Annotated in this window: 16 protein-coding genes; 10 read left to right on the top strand and 6 right to left on the bottom strand. The window is 74.1% G+C overall.

The features are described 5' to 3' along the window. Nucleotides 1–66: 66 nt before the first annotated feature. The 3 genes from BMZ50_RS17835 (at nucleotide 67) to ilvC (ending at nucleotide 3,652) form a co-directional block, all read left to right on the top strand. The gene (locus tag BMZ50_RS17835) at nucleotides 67–1,938 is read left to right on the top strand and encodes an acetolactate synthase large subunit (protein WP_091327462.1); all 1,872 of its coding nucleotides are present in this window, start codon (nucleotides 67–69) and stop codon (nucleotides 1,936–1,938) included. Nucleotides 1,939–2,029: 91 nt separating this feature from the next. Then, on the top strand, nucleotides 2,030–2,557 hold the full coding sequence (ilvN, locus tag BMZ50_RS17830; RefSeq protein ID WP_091327459.1) for an acetolactate synthase small subunit: 528 nt from the start codon (nucleotides 2,030–2,032) through the stop codon (nucleotides 2,555–2,557). A gap of 66 nt (nucleotides 2,558–2,623) precedes the next feature. Next, nucleotides 2,624–3,652: a ketol-acid reductoisomerase gene (gene ilvC, locus BMZ50_RS17825; RefSeq protein ID WP_091327457.1), complete on the top strand. Its 1,029-nt coding sequence runs from the start codon at nucleotides 2,624–2,626 to the stop codon at nucleotides 3,650–3,652. Between the two features lie 136 nt (nucleotides 3,653–3,788). On the opposite strand, the gene BMZ50_RS17820 is transcribed toward ilvC, so the two are convergent. Beyond that, the gene (locus BMZ50_RS17820; protein WP_143087215.1) at nucleotides 3,789–4,211 is read right to left on the bottom strand and encodes a hypothetical protein; all 423 of its coding nucleotides are present in this window, start codon (nucleotides 4,209–4,211) and stop codon (nucleotides 3,789–3,791) included. Between the two features lie 3 nt (nucleotides 4,212–4,214). Continuing rightward, nucleotides 4,215–4,904 (bottom strand): hypothetical protein, encoded by a 690-nt coding sequence (locus BMZ50_RS24340; protein ID WP_177212866.1) that lies wholly within the window; start codon nucleotides 4,902–4,904, stop codon nucleotides 4,215–4,217. 184 nt (nucleotides 4,905–5,088) lie between these two features. Here BMZ50_RS24340 and serA point away from each other — a divergent pair, with 184 nt between their 5' ends. Beyond that, nucleotides 5,089–6,690 carry a phosphoglycerate dehydrogenase gene (serA, locus tag BMZ50_RS17810; RefSeq protein WP_091327450.1) on the top strand — a complete coding sequence of 534 codons (1,602 nt, stop codon included), beginning with the start codon at nucleotides 5,089–5,091 and terminating at the stop codon, nucleotides 6,688–6,690. Nucleotides 6,691–6,705: 15 nt separating this feature from the next. After that, nucleotides 6,706–7,728 (top strand): 3-isopropylmalate dehydrogenase, encoded by a 1,023-nt coding sequence (locus BMZ50_RS17805; RefSeq protein ID WP_091327447.1) that lies wholly within the window; start codon nucleotides 6,706–6,708, stop codon nucleotides 7,726–7,728. Between the two features lie 20 nt (nucleotides 7,729–7,748). Here BMZ50_RS17805 and BMZ50_RS17800 read toward each other — a convergent pair whose 3' ends face one another. Beyond that, nucleotides 7,749–8,900 carry a DUF3500 domain-containing protein gene (locus BMZ50_RS17800; protein WP_091327444.1) on the bottom strand — a complete coding sequence of 384 codons (1,152 nt, stop codon included), beginning with the start codon at nucleotides 8,898–8,900 and terminating at the stop codon, nucleotides 7,749–7,751. Between the two features lie 193 nt (nucleotides 8,901–9,093). Here BMZ50_RS17800 and BMZ50_RS17795 point away from each other — a divergent pair, with 193 nt between their 5' ends. The 4 genes from BMZ50_RS17795 (at nucleotide 9,094) to BMZ50_RS17780 (ending at nucleotide 13,752) form a co-directional block, all read left to right on the top strand. Continuing rightward, nucleotides 9,094–9,963 (top strand): FAD binding domain-containing protein, encoded by an 870-nt coding sequence (locus BMZ50_RS17795; RefSeq protein ID WP_091327439.1) that lies wholly within the window; start codon nucleotides 9,094–9,096, stop codon nucleotides 9,961–9,963. 6 nt (nucleotides 9,964–9,969) lie between these two features. Continuing rightward, nucleotides 9,970–10,506 carry a (2Fe-2S)-binding protein gene (locus tag BMZ50_RS17790; RefSeq protein ID WP_177212865.1) on the top strand — a complete coding sequence of 179 codons (537 nt, stop codon included), beginning with the start codon at nucleotides 9,970–9,972 and terminating at the stop codon, nucleotides 10,504–10,506. Continuing rightward, a complete protein-coding gene (locus BMZ50_RS17785) occupies nucleotides 10,503–12,956 on the top strand; it encodes a xanthine dehydrogenase family protein molybdopterin-binding subunit (RefSeq protein ID WP_091327435.1) in 2,454 nt (817 codons plus the stop codon). Before BMZ50_RS17790 ends, BMZ50_RS17785 begins: the two co-directional genes overlap by 4 nt. A 109-nt stretch (nucleotides 12,957–13,065) precedes the next feature. After that, a complete protein-coding gene (locus BMZ50_RS17780) occupies nucleotides 13,066–13,752 on the top strand; it encodes a cyclase family protein (protein WP_091327432.1) in 687 nt (228 codons plus the stop codon). A gap of 61 nt (nucleotides 13,753–13,813) precedes the next feature. Here BMZ50_RS17780 and BMZ50_RS17775 read toward each other — a convergent pair whose 3' ends face one another. The 3 genes from BMZ50_RS17775 to BMZ50_RS17765 form a co-directional block, all read right to left on the bottom strand. Beyond that, nucleotides 13,814–14,524 (bottom strand): enoyl-CoA hydratase/isomerase family protein, encoded by a 711-nt coding sequence (locus tag BMZ50_RS17775; protein WP_091327429.1) that lies wholly within the window; start codon nucleotides 14,522–14,524, stop codon nucleotides 13,814–13,816. Continuing rightward, the gene (locus BMZ50_RS17770) at nucleotides 14,524–16,062 is read right to left on the bottom strand and encodes an aldehyde dehydrogenase (protein WP_218146325.1); all 1,539 of its coding nucleotides are present in this window, start codon (nucleotides 16,060–16,062) and stop codon (nucleotides 14,524–14,526) included. The genes BMZ50_RS17775 and BMZ50_RS17770 overlap by 1 nt, the downstream gene beginning before the upstream one ends. A 108-nt stretch (nucleotides 16,063–16,170) precedes the next feature. Next, on the bottom strand, nucleotides 16,171–17,538 hold the full coding sequence (locus BMZ50_RS17765) for a dihydroorotase (protein WP_091327426.1): 1,368 nt from the start codon (nucleotides 17,536–17,538) through the stop codon (nucleotides 16,171–16,173). Between the two features lie 72 nt (nucleotides 17,539–17,610). On the opposite strand from BMZ50_RS17765, the gene BMZ50_RS17760 reads away from it, so the two are divergent. Next, the gene (locus tag BMZ50_RS17760; RefSeq protein ID WP_218146324.1) at nucleotides 17,611–18,630 is read left to right on the top strand and encodes an asparaginase; all 1,020 of its coding nucleotides are present in this window, start codon (nucleotides 17,611–17,613) and stop codon (nucleotides 18,628–18,630) included. Nucleotides 18,631–18,636 lie beyond the last annotated feature (6 nt).

Genomic DNA, 18,636 nt, shown 5'->3' with positions numbered 1-18,636 from the left:
GGTGCCCACACCGCCCGGCCCCCGACCGACGGCCCCAGACCGGGGCCCTGCCAGGAGAACGCCGACATGAACAGCTCCGCCCCCGGAGAGTCCGCCACCCGAGAGGCCGCCGCTGCGCTGACCGGTGTCGAGACCGCGGCCCGCTCGCTCGAGAACGCGGCCCACGAGCCGATCAGCGGCATCACCGGGGCGCAGAGCCTCGTGCGCTCGCTCGAGGCCGTCGGGGTGGACGTGGTGTTCGGCATCCCGGGCGGCGCGATCCTCCCGGCCTACGACCCGCTGTTCGACTCCAAGGTGCGGCACGTGCTGGTCCGGCACGAGCAGGGCGCCGGGCACGCGGCCACCGGGTACGCGCAGGCCACCGGCCGGGTCGGCGTCTGCATGGCCACCTCGGGGCCGGGCGCGACCAACCTGGTGACGCCGCTGGCCGACGCGCACATGGACTCGGTCCCGGTCGTCGCGATCACCGGCCAGGTGCCCAGCGGCGCGATCGGTACCGACGCCTTCCAGGAGGCCGACATCCGCGGCATCACGATGCCGATCACCAAGCACAACTTCCTGGTCACCGACGCCCGCGAGATCCCGCAGCGGATCGCCGAGGCGTTCCACCTGGCCGCCACCGGCCGCCCGGGCCCGGTCCTGGTCGACATCCCCAAGGACGTCCTGCAGGCGACCACCGACTTCACCTGGCCGCCGCGGCTGGACCTGCCCGGCTACAAGCCGACCACCCGCCCGCACGGCAAGCAGGTCCGCGAGGCGGCGGCGCTGATCGCCGCTGCCCGCCGGCCGGTCCTCTACGTCGGCGGCGGCGTCCTCAAGGCGCAGGCGACCGCGGAGCTGGCCGAGCTGGCCGCGCTCACCGGTGCCCCGGTGGTCACCACCCTGATGGCGCGCGGGGCGTTCCCCGACAGCGACCCGCAGCACCTGGGCATGCCCGGCATGCACGGCACGGTCGCCGCGGTGACCGCGCTGCAGAAGGCCGACCTCCTGGTGGCCCTGGGTGCGCGCTTCGACGACCGGGTCACCGGCCAGCTGTCGTCGTTCGCGCCCGAGGCGCTGGTCGTCCACGCCGACATCGACCCGGCCGAGATCGGCAAGAACCGCAAGGCCGACGTGCCGATCGTCGGCGATGCGCGGGAGACGATCGCCGAGCTGGTCGCCGCCGTGCGCGCCGAGCACGAGGCCGGCCGCACGCCCGACCTCACGGCCTGGTGGACCCAGCTGGACTCGTGGCGGCAGACCTACCCGCTGGGCTACGACTGGCCCGAGGACGGCGCGCTGTCCCCGCAGTACGTCATCGAGCGGCTGGGCGCCCTCGCCGGGCCGGACGCGATCTACGCCGCCGGCGTCGGCCAGCACCAGATGTGGGCCGCGCAGTTCATCAAGTACGAGAAGCCCGGCACCTGGCTCAACAGCGGCGGCCTGGGCACCATGGGCTACGCCGTGCCGGCAGCCATGGGCGCCAAGTACGGCCGCCCCGACACCACCGTGTGGGCCATCGACGGCGACGGCTGCTTCCAGATGACCAACCAGGAGCTGGCCACCTGCGCCATCGAGGGCATCCCGGTCAAGGTCGCCGTCATCAACAACGGCAACCTCGGCATGGTGCGCCAGTGGCAGACCCTCTTCTACGAGGGCCGCTACTCCAACACCCGGCTGCACGCACGCAACGAGGACGGCAGCCCCAAGCCGGTGCGCATCCCCGACTTCGTCGCCCTGGCCGAGGCCCTGGGCTGCGTGGGTCTGCGCTGCGAGAGCAAGGACGACGTCGACGCCGTCATCCAGAAGGCCATGGCGATCGACGACGCCCCGGTCGTCATCGACTTCGTCGTCGGTTCCGACGCCCAGGTGTGGCCGATGGTCGCCGCGGGCGCCAGCAACGACGACATCCTGGCCGCGCGCGACGTCCGCCCGGTCTTCGGCGACGGACAGGTCTGATGAAGGACCCCGTTCCCCCCCACCACTCGCACGCTCGCGGCGGGCCCCTGGAACGGGGCCGGACGACCAATCGGAAGCAGGTTTCACCACGATGACCCGCCACACCCTGTCGGTCCTCGTCGAGAACAAGTCCGGCGTCCTCGCCCGGGTCTCGGCGCTGTTCAGCCGGCGCGGCTTCAACATCGAGTCCCTGGCCGTCGGCCCGACGGAGAACCCCGACCTGTCGCGGATGACGATCGTCGTCGACGCGGACGCCCAGCCGCTCGAGCAGATCACCAAGCAGCTGAACAAGCTCATCGAGGTCATCAAGATCGTCGAGCTGGAGTCCGTCGCCGCCGTCCAGCGCGAGCTGCTGCTGGTCAAGGTCCGGGCCCCGATGGCCGACCGGACCCAGGTGCTGCAGACCGCCGAGCTGTTCCGCGCCCACGTCATCGACGTCAACACCGACACCGTGACCCTGGAGGCCACCGGCACCCCGGACAAGCTCCAGGCTCTGCTCGCCGTCCTCGCCCCCCTGGGGATCAAGGAGATGGCGCAGTCGGGCACCGTGGCCCTGGGCCGGGGGCCGCGGTCGATGTCGGGCGCCGGTACCTTGCGGCCGGTCGACCGCACCGCCTGAAACTCACCACCGAAGAACCCGCTTCACCGCGCTGAAGCAGAGTCAACCGAAGGGAACACCCCGCACATGGCCGCCGAGATCTTCTACGACGACGACGCCGACCTCTCGATCATCCAGGGGCGCACCGTCGCCGTCCTGGGCTACGGCAGCCAGGGGCACGCGCACGCGCTCTCGCTGCGCGACTCGGGCGTCGACGTCCGTGTCGGTCTGCCCGAGGGGTCGAAGAGCCGGCCCAAGGCCGAGGCCGAGGGCCTGCGGGTCGTCACGCCTGCCGAGGCAGCCGCCGAGGCCGACCTGATCATGATCCTGGCGCCGGACCACGTGCAGCGGACGCTCTACGCCGAGTCGGTCGAGCCGAACCTGCAGGACGGCGACGCGCTGTTCTTCGGGCACGGCTTCAACATCCGGTTCGGGTACATCAAGCCCCCGGCCGGCGTGGACGTCGCCATGGTGGCGCCCAAGGGCCCCGGCCACCTGGTGCGCCGCGAGTTCGAGAACGGCAAGGGTGTGCCCTGCCTCGTGGCCGTCGAGCAGGACGCGAGCGGCCAGGCGCTGCCCCTGGCGCTGTCCTACGCGAAGGCGATCGGCGGCAGCCGGGCCGGCGTCATCAAGACCACGTTCGCCGAGGAGACCGAGACCGACCTGTTCGGCGAGCAGGCCGTGCTCTGCGGTGGCGCCAGCGCGCTGATCACCGCCGGGTTCGAGACCCTCACCGAGGCCGGTTACCAGCCCGAGGTCGCCTACTTCGAGTGCCTGCACGAGCTGAAGCTGATCGTCGACCTCATGTACGAGGGCGGCATCGCCAAGCAGCGCTGGTCGGTGTCCGACACCGCCGAGTACGGCGACTACACCTCCGGCCCGAAGGTCATCGACGAGCGCGTCAAGCAGTCGATGAAGGAGGTCCTCGGGGCGATCAAGGACGGCTCCTGGGCCGCGGCCTTCATCGCCGACCAGGACGCCGGGGCGCCGGACTTCCAGCGCCGCCGCGCCGAGGCCGAGGCGCACCCGATCGAGGAGACCGGGCGCAAGCTGCGCGGCCTCATGAGCTGGGTGTCGGCCTCCGACGACTACACCGGCACCGCCGCGCGGAACTGACGAAGGACCCCGTCCTCCGCACCGCTCGCAGGCGCGCGGCGAGCCTCTGGACGGGGCCGGCCCGGGACGGGTCCTGACGTGCGGAGGGCCCCCGCTGCCACGTGGCAGCGGGGGCCCTCCGTCGTTCGTGCAGGTGCTACCGGGGGCCGCGGGCGGCGAACCACCGCCGGGCGGCCGGCCGGGACAGCAGCAGCACGGTCGCCGCACCCAGCAGCAGGGTCAGCAGCGAGAAGGCGTCCAGCCCCGCGCCGCCGGCCACGGCCATGACGACGGCCAGCAGCGCGAGCCCGGCGGCGATCCCTGCCGCGATGAGCAGGACGCGGCCGTCCCGCCCCTGCAGCGCCCGGACGCCGCCCCAGACGCAGCCCACGGCGAGCGCCAGGAAGAGCACGCCGAACACCGCCAGGAAGCCGACGATCGAGCTGAAGGTGAAGTAGGCCAGCGACGCGAGGAGCAGCAGGACGGCCTCGAGGAAGCCGAGGACCGCCGCGGCGAGCACCTGCGGCGGGCGCCGCTCCGCACCGGGTGCGCCCTGCGGTGCGTCACCGGCCCCGGACATCGGTCAGCGGCCGCGGCGGGCGCGGTGCGCGGCGAAGAAGTTCGCCGCCGGCTTCATCGACAGCAGCACGACGATCGCCAGCGCGGCGAGGAAGAACAGCAGGCTGGTGACGACGCCGCCGGCGCCGTTGACGTCGGCCTCGGACAGGTTGCCGATCAGGCCGAAGAGGGTGACGGCCAGAGCGATGGATCCACCCACCAGGAGCATCACCCGGCTGCGGCCGGTGAGGGCCCACACCGAGCCCCAGATCGTGACGACGGTCCAGGCCAGGGTGATCAGCCCGAACACCAGCAGGACCCCGCCGATCGCACCGGCGAGGCCCTCCAGGCCGGGGATGTCGTCGATGTCGGTGGCGCTACCGCCCACCGCGGCCCCGGCGATGATCGAGAAGAGGGTGACGATCACGCCGATGGCGCCGAAGACGAAACCGAGGACCGCAGCGGTGACCACCCCGCCGGGCTTGGCCGGCACGGCCGACTGGCCGTAGGGGCCGTACCCGGGCTGCTGGCCGTACTGCTGGGGGTAGCCGGGCTGCTGGCCGTACTGCTGCCCCTGCCCGTAGGGGGAGGGCTGATACTGCTGCCCGTAGGGCTGCTGGCCGTACTGCTGACCGTAGGACGGCTGCGGCGCCCCGTGGGGCTGGCCGTACTCCGGGCCCGCGCCCGCCCCGTGGTCGTTGTCGTGGGTACTCATGTTCTCCTCCGTCGGCGCCGGCTGTCGCCGACTCTGCGCGGCCAGGATGTCGACCGCGCCGGACGCGGGCAAGCACAGCCACCCCTCCGGCGGGGGGTGTCGCCGCGCTACCGGGGCGGGACGGTGGGTGCGGACAGGGGCTGACGGGTCAGGGGTGCGGAGCCGTTCCCTAGGCTGTCATCCCGTGACCACGAGCGCGCCCGTCGTCCTGATCGCCGAAGAACTCGCTCCCAGCGTGCTGGAGGTGCTGGGGAGCGACGTCGAGATCCGCCACGTGGACGGCGCCGACCGTTCCGCCCTCCTCCCGGCGCTGGCCGACGCCTCCGCGGTGATGATCCGCAGCGCCACGCAGATCGACGCCGAGGCGCTGGCCGCGGCCCCGCAACTCAAGGTGGTGGCGCGGGCCGGGATCGGGCTGGACAACGTCGACGTCGCCGCCGCCACCGAGCGCGGCGTCATGGTGGTCAACGCGCCGACGTCGAACATCGTCAGCGCCGCCGAGCACGCCGTGGCGCTGCTGCTGGCCGCCGCCCGGCACATCCCCGCCGCCGACGCCTCACTGCGCGAGGGCACCTGGAAGCGCTCGAAGTTCAGCGGCGTCGAGGTCACCGACAAGGTCGTCGGCGTCGTCGGGCTGGGCCGGATCGGTCAGCTGGTCGCGCAGCGGCTGGCCGCCTTCGGCGTCACGCTGATCGCCTACGACCCCTACATCCAGCCGGGCCGCGCCGCGCAGCTCGGCGTCCGGATGGTCTCCCTGGAGGAGCTGCTCCGGGAGTCGGACTTCATCACCATCCACCTGCCCAAGACGCCGGAGACCCTCGGGCTCATCGGCGCCGCGGAGCTGGCCACCACCAAGCGCGGGGTCATCATCGTCAACGCCGCCCGCGGCGGGCTGGTCGACGAGGCGGCCCTGGCCGACGCGCTGAAGTCCGGTCAGGTCGGCGCGGCCGGGATCGACGTCTACGCCAAGGAGCCGTGCACCGACAGCCCGCTGTTCGAGCTGCCGAACGCCGTGGTCACGCCGCACCTGGGCGCCTCCACGACCGAGGCGCAGGACAAGGCCGGCACCGCGGTGGCGCACTCGGTACGGCTGGCGCTGCAGGGCGAGTTCGTGCCCGACGCGGTGAACGTGCAGGCCGGCGGTGTCGTCGCCGAGGACGTCCGGCCGGGCCTGCCGCTGGCCGAGAAGCTGGGCCGGGTCTTCACCGCGGTCGCCGGCGGGCTGGCCCAGTCGGTCACCGTCGACGTGCGCGGCAAGATCGCCGAGTTCGACGTCTCCGTCGTCCAGCTGGCCGTGCTCAAGGGCGTCTTCTCCGACGTCGTCGAGGAGCAGGTCACCTACGTCAACGCGCCGCTGTTCGCCGAGCAGCGCGGCCTCGCGGTGGCGATGGGCAGCGACGTCGAGAGCCCCGATTACCGCAACCTCATCAGCGTGCGCGGCGCCATGGCCGACGGGACCGAGATCGCCGTCTCCGGCACGCTGTTCGGCAAGAACCAGGTGCCCAAGCTGGTCGAGCTCAGCGGCTTCGACATGGACCTGGACCTGTCGGGCTACCTGCTGTTCTTCGTCTACACCGACCGGCCGGGTGTCGTGGGCACCGTGGGCGCGGCGCTGGGCGAGGCCGGCATCAACATCGCCGGTGCGCAGGTCAGCCGCACCAACCGCGGCGGCGAGGCGCTGATGGCCGTGACGGTGGACAGCCCGGTCCCCGCGGAGCTGCTCGGCGACATCGCCGGCCGCATCGGTGCGCGCGAGGCCCGCTCGGCAGACCTCACCCCGCGCTGACCTAGGGTCGTCGTCATGCGCCTGGCAGTGATCTCTGGAGACGGCATCGGCCCCGAGGTGGTGGCCGAGGGCCTCAAGGTCCTCACCGCGGTGGCTCCCGACGTGGAGAGCACCCCCTACGACCTGGGGGCCTCCCGCTGGCTGCGGACCGGCGAGCTGCTCCCCGAGACGGTCCTCGACGAGCTGCGCCAGCACGACGCGATCCTGCTGGGCGCGATCGGCGACCCGAGCGTGCCCAGCGGCATCCTCGAGCGGGGCCTGCTGCTCAAGCTGCGCTTCGAGCTCGACCACCACGTCAACCTGCGCCCGGCCAAGCTGTTCGACGGGGTGCAGAGCCCGCTGGCCGACCCGGGCCCGATCGACATGCTCTGCATCCGCGAGGGCACCGAGGGGCCCTACGTGGGCAACGGCGGCGTGATCCGGCGGGACACCCCGCAGGAGGTGGCCACCGAGGTCAGCCTCAACACCGCCTTCGGTGTCGAGCGGGTCGTGCGCTACGCCTTCGAGCGCGCCGTCGCCCGGCCGCGCCGGCACCTGACGCTGATCCACAAGACCAACGTGCTCACCCACGCCGGGTCGCTGTGGTCACGGACGGTGGAGGAGGTCTCCGCCGAGTTCCCGGAGGTCACCGTCGCCTACCAGCACGTCGACGCGGCCTCGATGTTCTTCATCACCGACCCGGGTCGCTACGACGTGATCGTCACCGACAACCTCTTCGGCGACATCATCACCGACGTCGCGGCCGCGGTCACCGGTGGCATCGGGCTGGCCGCCAGCGGCAACCTCGACGCCTCGGGCACCCACCCGAGCATGTTCGAGCCGGTGCACGGCTCGGCGCCCGACATCGCCGGGCAGGGCAAGGCCGACCCGACCGCCACCGTGCTGTCGGTGGGGCTGCTGCTGGAGCACCTGGGCCGGACCGAGCAGGCGCGGAAGGTCAACGCCGCGGTCGCCTTCGACCTGTCCACCCGCGACCCGAAGGCGCCGATCCGCACCACCGAGGTCGGCGACCGGCTCGCCGCGCTCGCCGGCGGCTGACCGGGCGGCCGGGGAGCCGGTCAGCCGGCGTGGTGGGCCGCCCGGTGCGCGGCCAGCGCGTCCACGCCGAAGTCGGCCTGCGGGTCCCGCCAGACCGAGTGCGCGTGGTTGGCCCCGCGCTGGGTGTTGTCCCACTCGGCGAGCAGCCGCGGGGCCTGCAGCCGGTAGTAGTGCGGCTGCCCCGGCTCGGTGGGGCCGGCCCACGCCAGGTGCACCTCGTCCAGGTCTACCTGGGGCGCGAGCCCGTCGGGCACCCGCCCCAGGTAGACGCCCAGCAGCGTGCGCAGCAGCTCGCGCTGCTCGCCGTCCAGCTCGGCGGCGGGTAGCCCCTGCGGCTGCGCGGTCAGGGCGAGGCGGCGGTGGTCGGCGGGCGCGTAGCCCGTGGCCTCCCGGGCGCGCCGCTCCATGCCGGTCACCCGGTCGAGCAGCCGCGGATCGGTGAACCGGCCCCGCCAGATCTCCGGGAGACCGAGCATCTCGTCGCCGTCGGTGAGCCGGGAACGGTTCCCGCCGACGATGTCCGACGGGGCCCGGTCCAGCAGCACGGCGCGCGCCCGCAGCGGCGGCGGCAGGGATCGGACCAGCTCCCGCGCGAGGTCCTCGGCCGTCCCCAGCGGGCGCAGGATCGCCGGCCCCAGGAGCGGAGCAGCGGCCGGGTCGGCGCCGATGAAGCACGGCGTCACCGACCGCACCCGCCCGTCCACGACGAGGTGGTTCAGCGAGACGTGGTGCCCGCCGAACCGCCATCCCCACGGCTGCGGCCCCCCGGGCCGACCGAAGACCCGCAGGTAGTACAGCCCCGGGTCCCGGCCGCGCTCGCGGCCCCAGTCGACCGTGAAGCCCTCCACGTGGTCGAGGACGTTCTCCAGGCCCATCACCGTGCACACGGTGACGTATCCGGCCGTGGACAGGCCGGTGGCGACCAGCTGCATCGCCAGCGACTGCTGCGCCGGTCGCTGCCGGTTCAACGGCAACCCGCCGTGGTCGGTGGGGGTGTAGTACCAACGCAGCCGCTCCGCCTCGCTGTCGGCGTCCTCGTCGGGGCCCGGCCACCGGGCGAGAGCGAGCTGGTCGGGGTCGAGCCCGTCCAGCCAGGTGGTGGCCGCGGCCGCCATCGCCTGGGCCACCGCCTGGGCCGCGGAGCGCTGCCGCAGCGCGTCGGCGGTCGTCATGGCGCCAGACCGTACGACGCCGGAAGCGTGCCGTGGGCCCGCGGAACGCGGCCCGCGCGGTGCCGCCGCTCGTCTTGTGCGGCGCCCCCAAGGACCGGTGCGCATTCTGGCGGCGCGCACATGGCCGCCGGATTCCGCGCCGGGCAGGATCACCGCACGTCCCGGGGAGTCCGCCCGCATCGAGGAGGCCGCCGTGAAGCCGCCGCCCTTCCGCTACTCGGCACCCACCACCGTGTCCGACGCCGTGGCGCTCCTCGTCGAGCACGCGGACGACGACCCGCGGGTGCTCGCCGGCGGGCAGAGCCTGGTCCCGCTGATGAACTTCCGGCTGGCCCAGCCGGGGCACCTGATCGATCTGCGGCGGGTGACCGGGCTGGACACCCTGCGGCTCGAGGACGACGTCCTGGTGATCGGCGCCATGGTCCGGCAGTCCACGGCCGAGCGCAGCCCGGACGTCGCGCTGGCCGCCCCCCTGCTGGCCGAGGCGCTGGGCCACGTGGCGCACCCGCCCATCCGGCACAGCGGCACCGTCGTCGGCAGCATCGCGCACGCCGACCCCGCCGCCGAGCTGCCCGCCGTCGCCCTCGCCGCCGACGCCGAGATGGTCGCCACGGGCCCGGGCGGCGCGCGCCGCATCCCCGCGGCGGAGTTCTTCCTGGGCCCGTTCACCACGGCGCTGGAGCCCGACGAGATCCTCACCGAGGTCCGCTTCCCCCCGTTCCCCGGCGGGCACGCCTTCGTGGAGTTCGCCCGCACGCACGGCAACTTCGCGATCGTCGGGGTGGCGGCGCTCGTGGCGCTCGCCGGCGGCGAGGTGACCCGGGCGGCCGTGGCGGTCAGCGGGATGGGCCCGACACCGCTGCGGCTGACCGCCGCCGAGGAGGCCCTCGTCGGACGTGCCCCCGGTGCCGCGGCCATCGAGGCCGCCGTCGACGCCGGGACCGCAGGGCTCGCCCCGGCCGGCGACCTGCACGCCGGTGCCGAGACCCGCATCGACATCGCCCGGGCGTGCCTGCGCCGGGGCATCGAGGGCGCCCTCGCACGCGCCCTGGATCGGAGGTGACCCGGCATGAGGGACCTGCACGAGATCACGCTGACGGTGAACGGACGCGAGCACACGCTGGCGGTCGAGCCGCGCCGGCTGCTGGTCGACGTCCTGCGGGAGGACCTGGGGCTGCCCGGCACGCACATCGGCTGTGAGCACGGGGTCTGCGGGACGTGCACCGTGCTCCTCGACGGGGCCAGCATCCGTTCCTGCAGCACGCTGGCGGTGCAGGTCGACGGCCGTTCGGTCCGCACGGTGGAGAGCCTGGCCTCCGGCCCGGACCTGCACCCGCTGCAGGAGGAGTTCTGGGACAAGCAGGGGCTGCAGTGCGGCTACTGCACCCCCGGGATGCTCATGCGGGCCGTGGAGATCCTCGAGCAGGAACCCGATCCCACCCCCGAACAGGTGCGGGAGGAGATCGCCAGCAACCTGTGCCGCTGCACCGGCTACCAGTACATCGTGGAGGCCGTCCTGGCCGCTGCCCCCCGCCTGCGCGGCGGGCAGCAGTGGGACCCGACGGCCGGGACCGCGGCGACGGTGCCGACGGAGGCGAAGGCATGACCATCATCGAGCGCCGCGACGTCCCGCCGGCCCGCACCCACGGGCCCCGCCGGTGGGTGGGCCAGTCCATCCGCCGGGTCGAGGATCCCAAGTTCCTGCGCGGCCGCGGCGGCTACATCGCCGACCTCGTCCGGCCCGGCATGCTGCATGCCGCCGTCCTGCGCAGCCCGTACCCGCACGCCCGGATCGTCTCGATCGACACGACCGCCGCGGAGGCCATGCCCGGGGTGTACGCCGTCGTCACCGGCGCGCAGGCGGCCGAGCTCACCGACCCGCTGCCGGACTTCGGCCCGGACCCGGCCAAGCACACCTGGCGCTGCCTGGCGGTGGACAAGGTGCGGTACGTGGGGGAGGGCGTGGTGGTCGTCGTCGCCGACGACCGTTACCTCGCCGAGGACGCGCTGGCGCTCATCGAGGTGGAGTACGACCCGCTGCCCGCCGTGGTCGACCCCGTCCGGGCGCTGGACGCCGGCGCCCCGTTGGTGCACGAGGCGCTGGGCGCCAACCTCGCCTACGACCGGACGTTCGACTTCGGGGACGTCGACGCCGACTTCGCCGAGGCCGACCTGGTCGTCCGCGACCGGCTGCGGTGGCACCGCTCCGGCGGGCAGCCGCTGGAGACCGTCGGCGCCATCGCCGACTTCGACCCCAGCACCGGGCAGCTGACCGCGCACACCAACTCGCTGTCGTTCACCAGCTACCTGTTCATGGCGGCGGCCACCCTGCGGATCCCGGCCAACAAGCTCGACATCCGCCAGGTGCCCGCCGGGGGGAGCTTCGGCTCCAAGCTGTTCGTCACCAAGCCACTGGTGATCGCCGGGATGTGCTCCCGGATCGTCGGCCGGCCGGTCGTCTTCCTCGAGGACCGCGTCGACAACATCTCCAACTGCGACCACCACGGCAGCGACCGGGTGTACGACGTCGAGCTTGCGGTGATGCGCGACGGCACGCTGCGCGGGCTGCGGATCGACACCATCGACGACTACGGCGCCTACATCCAGTTCGGCGTCGGTCACCACGGCAACGCCCTCGCGCAGGTCACCGGCCCGTACACGATCGGCAGCGTCCGGTACCGGGTGCGGGCGGCGCTGACCAACAAGAACCAGCAGGGCGCCTACCGCGGCTTCGGCTCCGAGGTCAACAACTGGATGCTCGAGCAGATGGTGGACAAGGCCGCCCGCGAGCTGCGCATGGACCCGGTGGAGATCCGGCGGCGCAACTTCATCCAGCCGGCCCAGTTCCCGTACTTCATCCCCACCGGGAACGCCTACGACTCCGGCGACTACGAGGCGGTCCTGGAGCGGGCACTGGAGCTGGGCGAGTACGACCGCTGGCGGGCCGAGCAGGCCCGCGCGCGGGAGGAGGGGCGCTACCTCGGGATCGGGCTGATCACCGCCCAGGAGCGCAGCGTCTTCTCCGCCACGGAGTTCTGGTTCTGGTTCGACGAGCCCGGCGCCCCGGTGACGTCGATGCCCGAGTCGGTCACGCTCAACGTGGACGCCACCGGCGGGATCACCGCGACGCTGTACTCGTGCGCCTTCTGGGGCAACAGCCCCGAGACGATGGTGGCGCAGCTGGTGGCCGAGGAGTTCGACTGCGAGCCGCACGACGTGTCGATCGTCTACCACGGCAGCCAGGGCGGGCTGCCGGCGACCGGGCCGGGGGGCTCCCGCACCACCGTGATGCTCGCCGGCGCGGTGGAAGGGGCCAGCGCGAAGATCAAGGCCAAGGCCCGCCGGGCCGCCTCGGAGCTGCTGGAGGTCGACCCCGACGACCTGGAGTGGACCGAGGGTGGCTTCCAGGTCCGGGGCGTGCCCGACCGGCGGAAGAGCCTCGGGGACATCGCGATCGCGCTTCACCTGTTCAAGCACACGTTCCCGGAGGACATCGAGAGCGGCCTCGAGGAGAGCAAGGTCTTCGACCACCCGTGGACGACGATGCCCTCGGCCGACCGCTCCGACCTCGGCGTCTTCTACCCCTTCATGGGCCACGCCTGCCACGTGCCCGTCGTCGAGGTGGACGTCGCCACGGGGGAGGTGCGGATCCTGGCCTACGCCGCGGTGCACGACTGCGGGACGCTGGTCAACCCCAGGTCGCTGGCCGGTCACATCGTCGGGGGCACCGCCCAGGGCATCGGCACCGCGCTGTACGAGGAGTTCGTCTACGACGACCACGGCCAGCTGGTCACCAGCAGCTTCCTGGACTACACCATCCCCTCGGCGATGGAGGTGCCGGAACTGCGGATCGACCACGTCGAGACGCCCTCGCCCTACACCCCGCACGGGATCAAGGGCGGGGGAGAGGGCGGCCGGATGATGGCGCCGGCGGCGCTGAACGTGGCGGTCAACGACGCGCTGGCCCCCCTCGGCGTGCGGGTCACGGAGCTGCCCATGACGCCGGACCGGCTGCGCGCGGCCATCCGGGCGGCGGAGGGGGCTCCTCCGGGCTGAGCGGGAGCACAGCCCCCGGCGTCGGGGCCTGTGCCCACGCACATGGTGAGCGGCCCGCCGGGCCCACGACGATGCGTTGTCCGACCGTCCCACCGACCGAGGAGCGCGCATGCGGATCGTCGACCTGTCGCAGGACATCTACGAGGGGATGAAGGTCTACCCGGGCCATCTGAAGACGGTCCAGTTCGAGCACGCGACCCACGAGGAGACCGCGCCCCGCTTCGAGGGCGGCTTCTCCTTCCAGACCACCGGTTTCATGCTCAACGACAACGGGCCCACCCACGTCGACTCGTTCTCCCACCTCGACCCCACGCCGGGGGCCGAGACGATCGACCAGATGTCCCTCGACCTCTTCTACGGCCCGGCGGTCTGCCTGGACGTGACCGCGTTCGTCCCGCAGACCGACATCACCGCCGAGGACCTCGACCGCGTCGAGGCCGAGTCGTCGGTCGAGGTGCGGCCGGGCGACATCGTGCTGTTCCACACCGCGACCTGGAACAAGTACGTCGGGGACCCGCGGTACCTGACCGACTTCGCCGGCCTCGGGGCGTCGGCGGCCGAGTGGATCGTCCAGCGCGGCGTCAAGACCTTCGGGGTGGACAGCCCCACGCCGGACAACCCGGCCAGCAAGTCCTACCCGGTGCACATGATGTGCCGGCGGGAGCACATCACCCACTACGAGAACCTGGCCAACCTCGACCAGGTGGTCGACACGCGCTTCACGTTCGTCGGCTTCCCGCTCAAGGTGCGTGGCGCCCACGGCGGGCCGACCCGGGCGGTCGCCCTGGTCGACTGACGCGGGTCCACCGGCTCGCGGGGGCCGCCGCCCACGGGGGTGCGGCCCCCGCGGAGTGCCGTCAGTCCTCGCCGCGGCGCATCGACCCCACCACCAGGCGGTCGATGCTCATGTCCAGCGCCTGGTCCTCGCCGACCGCGGCGAAGGCGCGGAGCATGTCGCGGATCTCCGCGTGCACCCGCGGGCTGCGGGACCGCAGCACCGCCACCCGCTCGTCGACGTCCTTGCCCAGCTCCTCCGGGGCGGCGACGACGGCGTTGAGCAGGCCCAGCTCCAGCGCCCGGGCGGCGGGGACCTGCTCCCCGGTGGCGGTCAGCCAGAACGCCTGCCGCTCGCCGACCAGCCGCGGCAGCCAGGTCAGCACCAGGGCCGGCGCCAGCCCGATGCCCACCTCGGGGAAGGAGAACCGGGCGTCGGCCACCGCCACCGCGACGTCGCAGGCGGCCACCACGCCGACGCCGAACCCGGCGGCGTCGCCCTGCACCTCGGCGACGGTGACCAGCCGGGTACGGCGGAACGCGCGGGTGACGGACACCAGGGTCTCGGCCTCGCCGCGCACCGCGCCGGGGGCGGTGCTGGTGCCGCCGCGCTCGCGGCCGAGGCAGAACGCCGCCCCGCGCGAGCGCACCCGCAGCACGTGCGCACCCTCCGGCGGGTCGGTGAGCAGGCCGGCCAGCGCGCGCAGGTCGTCGAGGGCCCACAGGTGGTCGGGGCGGTCGACGTCGGCGACGACGACGCCGTCGGTGACCGGGGAGACCGTCAGCCCGGCCATCAGTTCAGCCGTCCCGTGGCGCGCCCGCCGTACCAGTCGACGTCGTCCGGCGCGGTCCGCACGGTCACCGCCCGGACGTGGGTGAAGTCGTGGAAGGACTCCCAGCCGCCCTCGCGGCCGGTGCCGCTCTCCTTGAGCCCGCCCCACGGGGAGGAGGGGTCCAGCCGGTGGTGGTCGTTGATCCACACCATGCCCATCTCCAGCTGCGAGGCGACGCGGTGGGCGCGGGCGACGTCCCGGGTCCAGATCGCCGAGCCGAGGGCGAACGGCGAGTCGTTGGCCTGCCGGACGGCGTCCTCCTCGTCGTCGAAGGGGATGACCACGACCACCGGCCCGAAGATCTCCTGCCGGGCGATCTCCATGTCGTTGCGCACGTCGGCGAGCACCGTCGGCTCGACGAAGAAGCCCCCGGGCAGCTCCGGGACGCCGGCGGCCCGGCCGCCGGTGACCAGCCGCGCCCCCTCGGCGACGCCCCGCTCGACGGCGCCGAGGATGCGGGTGCGGGCCCGCGCGGAGATGACCGGGCCCAGCTGGGTCGCAGGCTCGGCCGGGTCGCCGATCCGGATCCGCCCGGCCTGCTCGGCCAGCGCGTCGACCACGTCGGCGTAGATCTCCCGCTGGACCAGCAGCCGGCTGCCGGCGATGCAGGTCTGGCCGGCGCCGATGAACCCGGCGAAGGCCGCGCCGCGGGCGGCGACGTCCACCGGGGTGTCGGCGAAGACGAGGACCGGGGACTTGCCGCCGAGCTCGAGGGTGGCCTTGGCGAAGCGGCGGGCGGCGGCCACCGAGATGGCCCGGCCGGGCTCCGTGCCGCCGGTGAAGACCACCTTCGCAACCCGCGGGTGCTCGGTCAGCGCCGCACCCGTGCTGGCGCCCAGCCCGTTCACCACGTTGAGCACCCCCGGCGGGATGCCGGCCTCGGCGGCGATGTCGGCCAGCAGCAGGGCCGTCAGCGGCGTCTGCTCCGAGGGCTTGAGGACCACGCTGTTGCCGGTCGCCAGCGCCGGGGCGAGGCTCTTGGAGGCGATCATCATCGGGTGGTTGAACGGCGCCAGGATGCCGACCACGCCGAGCGGGAAGCGGCTGGTGTACGCGTGGTAGTCCCCGCGCAGCGGCACCACCGCGTCGCGGTCGGCCAGCAGCAGCGCGGCGTTGTACCGGTACCACTCGGGCAGCCGGGTGATCTGCGCCCGGGTCTCGGTGATCGGCCGGCCGTTGTTCCGTGTCTCGAGCGTGTAGAGGTCGGCCATGCGGGCCTCGATGCCGTCGGCGAAGCGGTGCACCAGCTGCGCCCGGTCGTGGATCGGCAGCCGACTCCACACCCCGGAGCGGAAGGTCTCGTGCGCCACCTGCACGGCCCGGTCGACATCGGCGGCGTCGGCGGCGGCCACCGAGGCGAAGGCCTGCCCGGTGGCCGGGTTCAGCACCTCGATGGGGTCGGCCCGGCCGGGCAGCAGCTCACCGCCGATCCGCAGGCCGGTCGGGAGGGCGGCGACCGGCAGGTCCACCACGGACGGGGAGGGGGGCGAGAGGGTCACGAACGCTCCTCGGGGGGATGGCGACGTGGGGCCGGATGCGGGGACGGGCCGGTGCACGCGGTGCGGCGACCCTAGGGACGACCCCGGGGCGGGACAAGGGGACGGTGGTCAGCGGGGGCACCACCCCGCGCCGTGGAGGAGCCGGCCGGAGCGGGCGCGGGCCGGCCGCCCCGCCTCGGCGACCAGCGCGCCGCGCAGGTAGGTCTGCACCACGCACCCGCGCACCGTGCGACCGGCGAACGGCGTCCAGCCGGCCTTGGACAGCACGTCCTCGTGGCGCAGCGTCCGCTCCTGCCCCGGGTCGACCAGCACCAGGTCCGCGTCCGCGCCGACGGCGATCCGACCCTTGCGCGGCCACAGCCCGTAGGTCCGCGCCGGGCGCTCGCCGTACACGCGGGCGACGTCCTCGTACGACAGGTGGCCGCGGGCGACGGCGTCGAGCAGCAGGGCCATCGTGCTGTCGAGCCCGGGCAGGCCGAAGTGCACGTTCCAGATGTCCCCGGCGCGCTTCTGCTCCAGCGTCGAGGGCGCGTGGTCGCTGGACATGTGGGTGAGCACGCCGGAGCGCAGCAGCTGCCACATCTCCGCCTCGTCGGCGTCGGTGCGGGCCCGCGCCGGCGGGGTGAACTTCCGCAGCGGCCCGTGGTCGAGCACCTCCTCCTCGCGCAGCAGGAAGTACTGCGGGCAGCCCTCCGCGGCCAGCGCGGCCCCGCGGGCCCGCTCCCCGGCGAGGTAGCCGGCGACCTCGGGATGGCTGACGTGGGCCACGGTGGCGCGGGCCCCGGTGCGCCGGACCAGCAGCGCCGCGACGACGGCGGCGACGAGCTCGGCGTCCCGGCTGCGCCAGTCGGGCAGGACGCCGCCGTCGGTGCGGCCCGCCGTGCGCAGCAGGGTCTCGGCCGCCTCGGTGAGCGACTCGTCCTCGCAGTGCAGCAGGCTGACCGCGCCGGCCTCGGCGGTCGCGGTCAGGTGCTCCTTCAGGCGGGCCGCGTCGTGCCCGGGCACGCCGTGGGTGGTGCAGGTGAAGACCTTGAAGAAGGTCACCCCGGCGGCCCACAGGCCCGCGACCTCGCGCGCGGAACCCGGCCAGGCGTGGGCGGCCAGGCCGAAGTCGACGTCGGACCGGTCGCGCAGGTAGGCGGTCTTGTCCCGCAGGTCGGCGACGGTCCGGACGGGGGAGCCGTGGCTGTGCTCGACGATCGTCGTCACGCCCGCCGCGGTGGCCGCGGCGGTCCCGGTCGGGAAGTCCTCCCGCTCCGGGCTGCCCGGGTCCATGAGGTGGACGTGGGTGTCCACGCCGCCGGGCAGCACGACCAGCCCGGCCGCGTCCACGGTGCGGGCGGCGGGGAGCTCCCCTGCGGGGCCGGCCGGGCCGAGGTGGACCACGACGCCGTCGCGCACCCCGACGTGCGCCCGGCGCCGGCCGCCGGGCGTGACGACGGTGCCGCCGGCGACGAGCAGGTCCAGTTCGGTCACGGGGTGCTCCTCGGGTCGGGCCGGTCGTACGGTGGCCCCACCCGTCCGGGCGGGGAAGGGGAGGGCCGGGGCATGGGCATGGGCACGGGGGCACGGCGGCCGCGGGTGGTCGTGGGGTCGCTCGGCGGGACGATCACGATGACGCCCCCGTCCACCGGCGGGGGCGCCCTGCCGACGCTGGCGGCGGCCGATCTCGTGCGCGACGTCCCCGGCCTGGCCGAGGTGGCCGACCTGGCCGCCTGCACGCTGCGGACGGTGCCCGGCGCCTGGCTCACCCCGCTCGACGTCGCGGCGGTGGCGGAGTGGGCCCGTGCGCAGGACGCGGACGGGGTCGTCGTCGTCCAGGGCACCGACACCATCGAGGAGACCGCCTACCTGCTGGACCTGTACTGGGACCGGCCCGAGCCCCTGGTGGTCACCGGGGCGATGCGCACACCCGCCGTGGCCGGGGCCGACGGCCCCGCCAACCTGCTGGCCGCCACGGTGGTCGCGGCCGCGGCCGCCTCGCGGGGGCGTGGTGCGCTCGTCGTCCTCGACGACCAGGTGCACGCCGCCGCCCGCGTGCGCAAGACCGACAGCATCGCGCTGCACGCCTTCACCTCGGGCGCCTTCGGCCCGGTCGGCCGGGTGCACGAGCGCCGGGTCACCTACGCCGGCCGGGCCGCCCGCTGGCCCCGGCTGCCCGGCCCGTCGGCCGGCCGGAACCCGCGGGTCGCGCTGCTGGAGACCCACCTCGGCGACACCGGTGAGCTGCTGCGCCTGGTCCTGGACGCCGGCCACGACGGTGTGGTGCTGGCCGGGTTCGGCGCCGGGCACGTCCCGGCCGCCCTGGCCGAGACCGTGAGCGCCGCGGTGGAGCGCGGGCCGGTGGTGCTCGCCGGCCGGACCGGCGGTGGCCCCGTGCTCGGCGGGACGTACGGGTTCGTCGGCTCCGAGCAGGACCTGCTGGCCCGTGGCGTGGTGCCGGCGGGGTGGCTGGACCCCCGCAAGGCCCGCCTGCTGCTGTGGGCACTGCTCGCCGGCGGCACCGAGCCCGCGCAGGTGCGGGCGACGATCACCGCCCGCGGCGCGGCGCCGGGCGGCCCCGCCTGAGCGGGG

Source organism: Geodermatophilus ruber, assembly GCF_900114385.1.
In the GTDB taxonomy this organism is placed as follows: Bacteria; Actinomycetota; Actinomycetes; order Mycobacteriales; family Geodermatophilaceae; genus Geodermatophilus; species Geodermatophilus ruber.
This window is presented reverse-complemented; position numbering and strand designations above follow the sequence as displayed.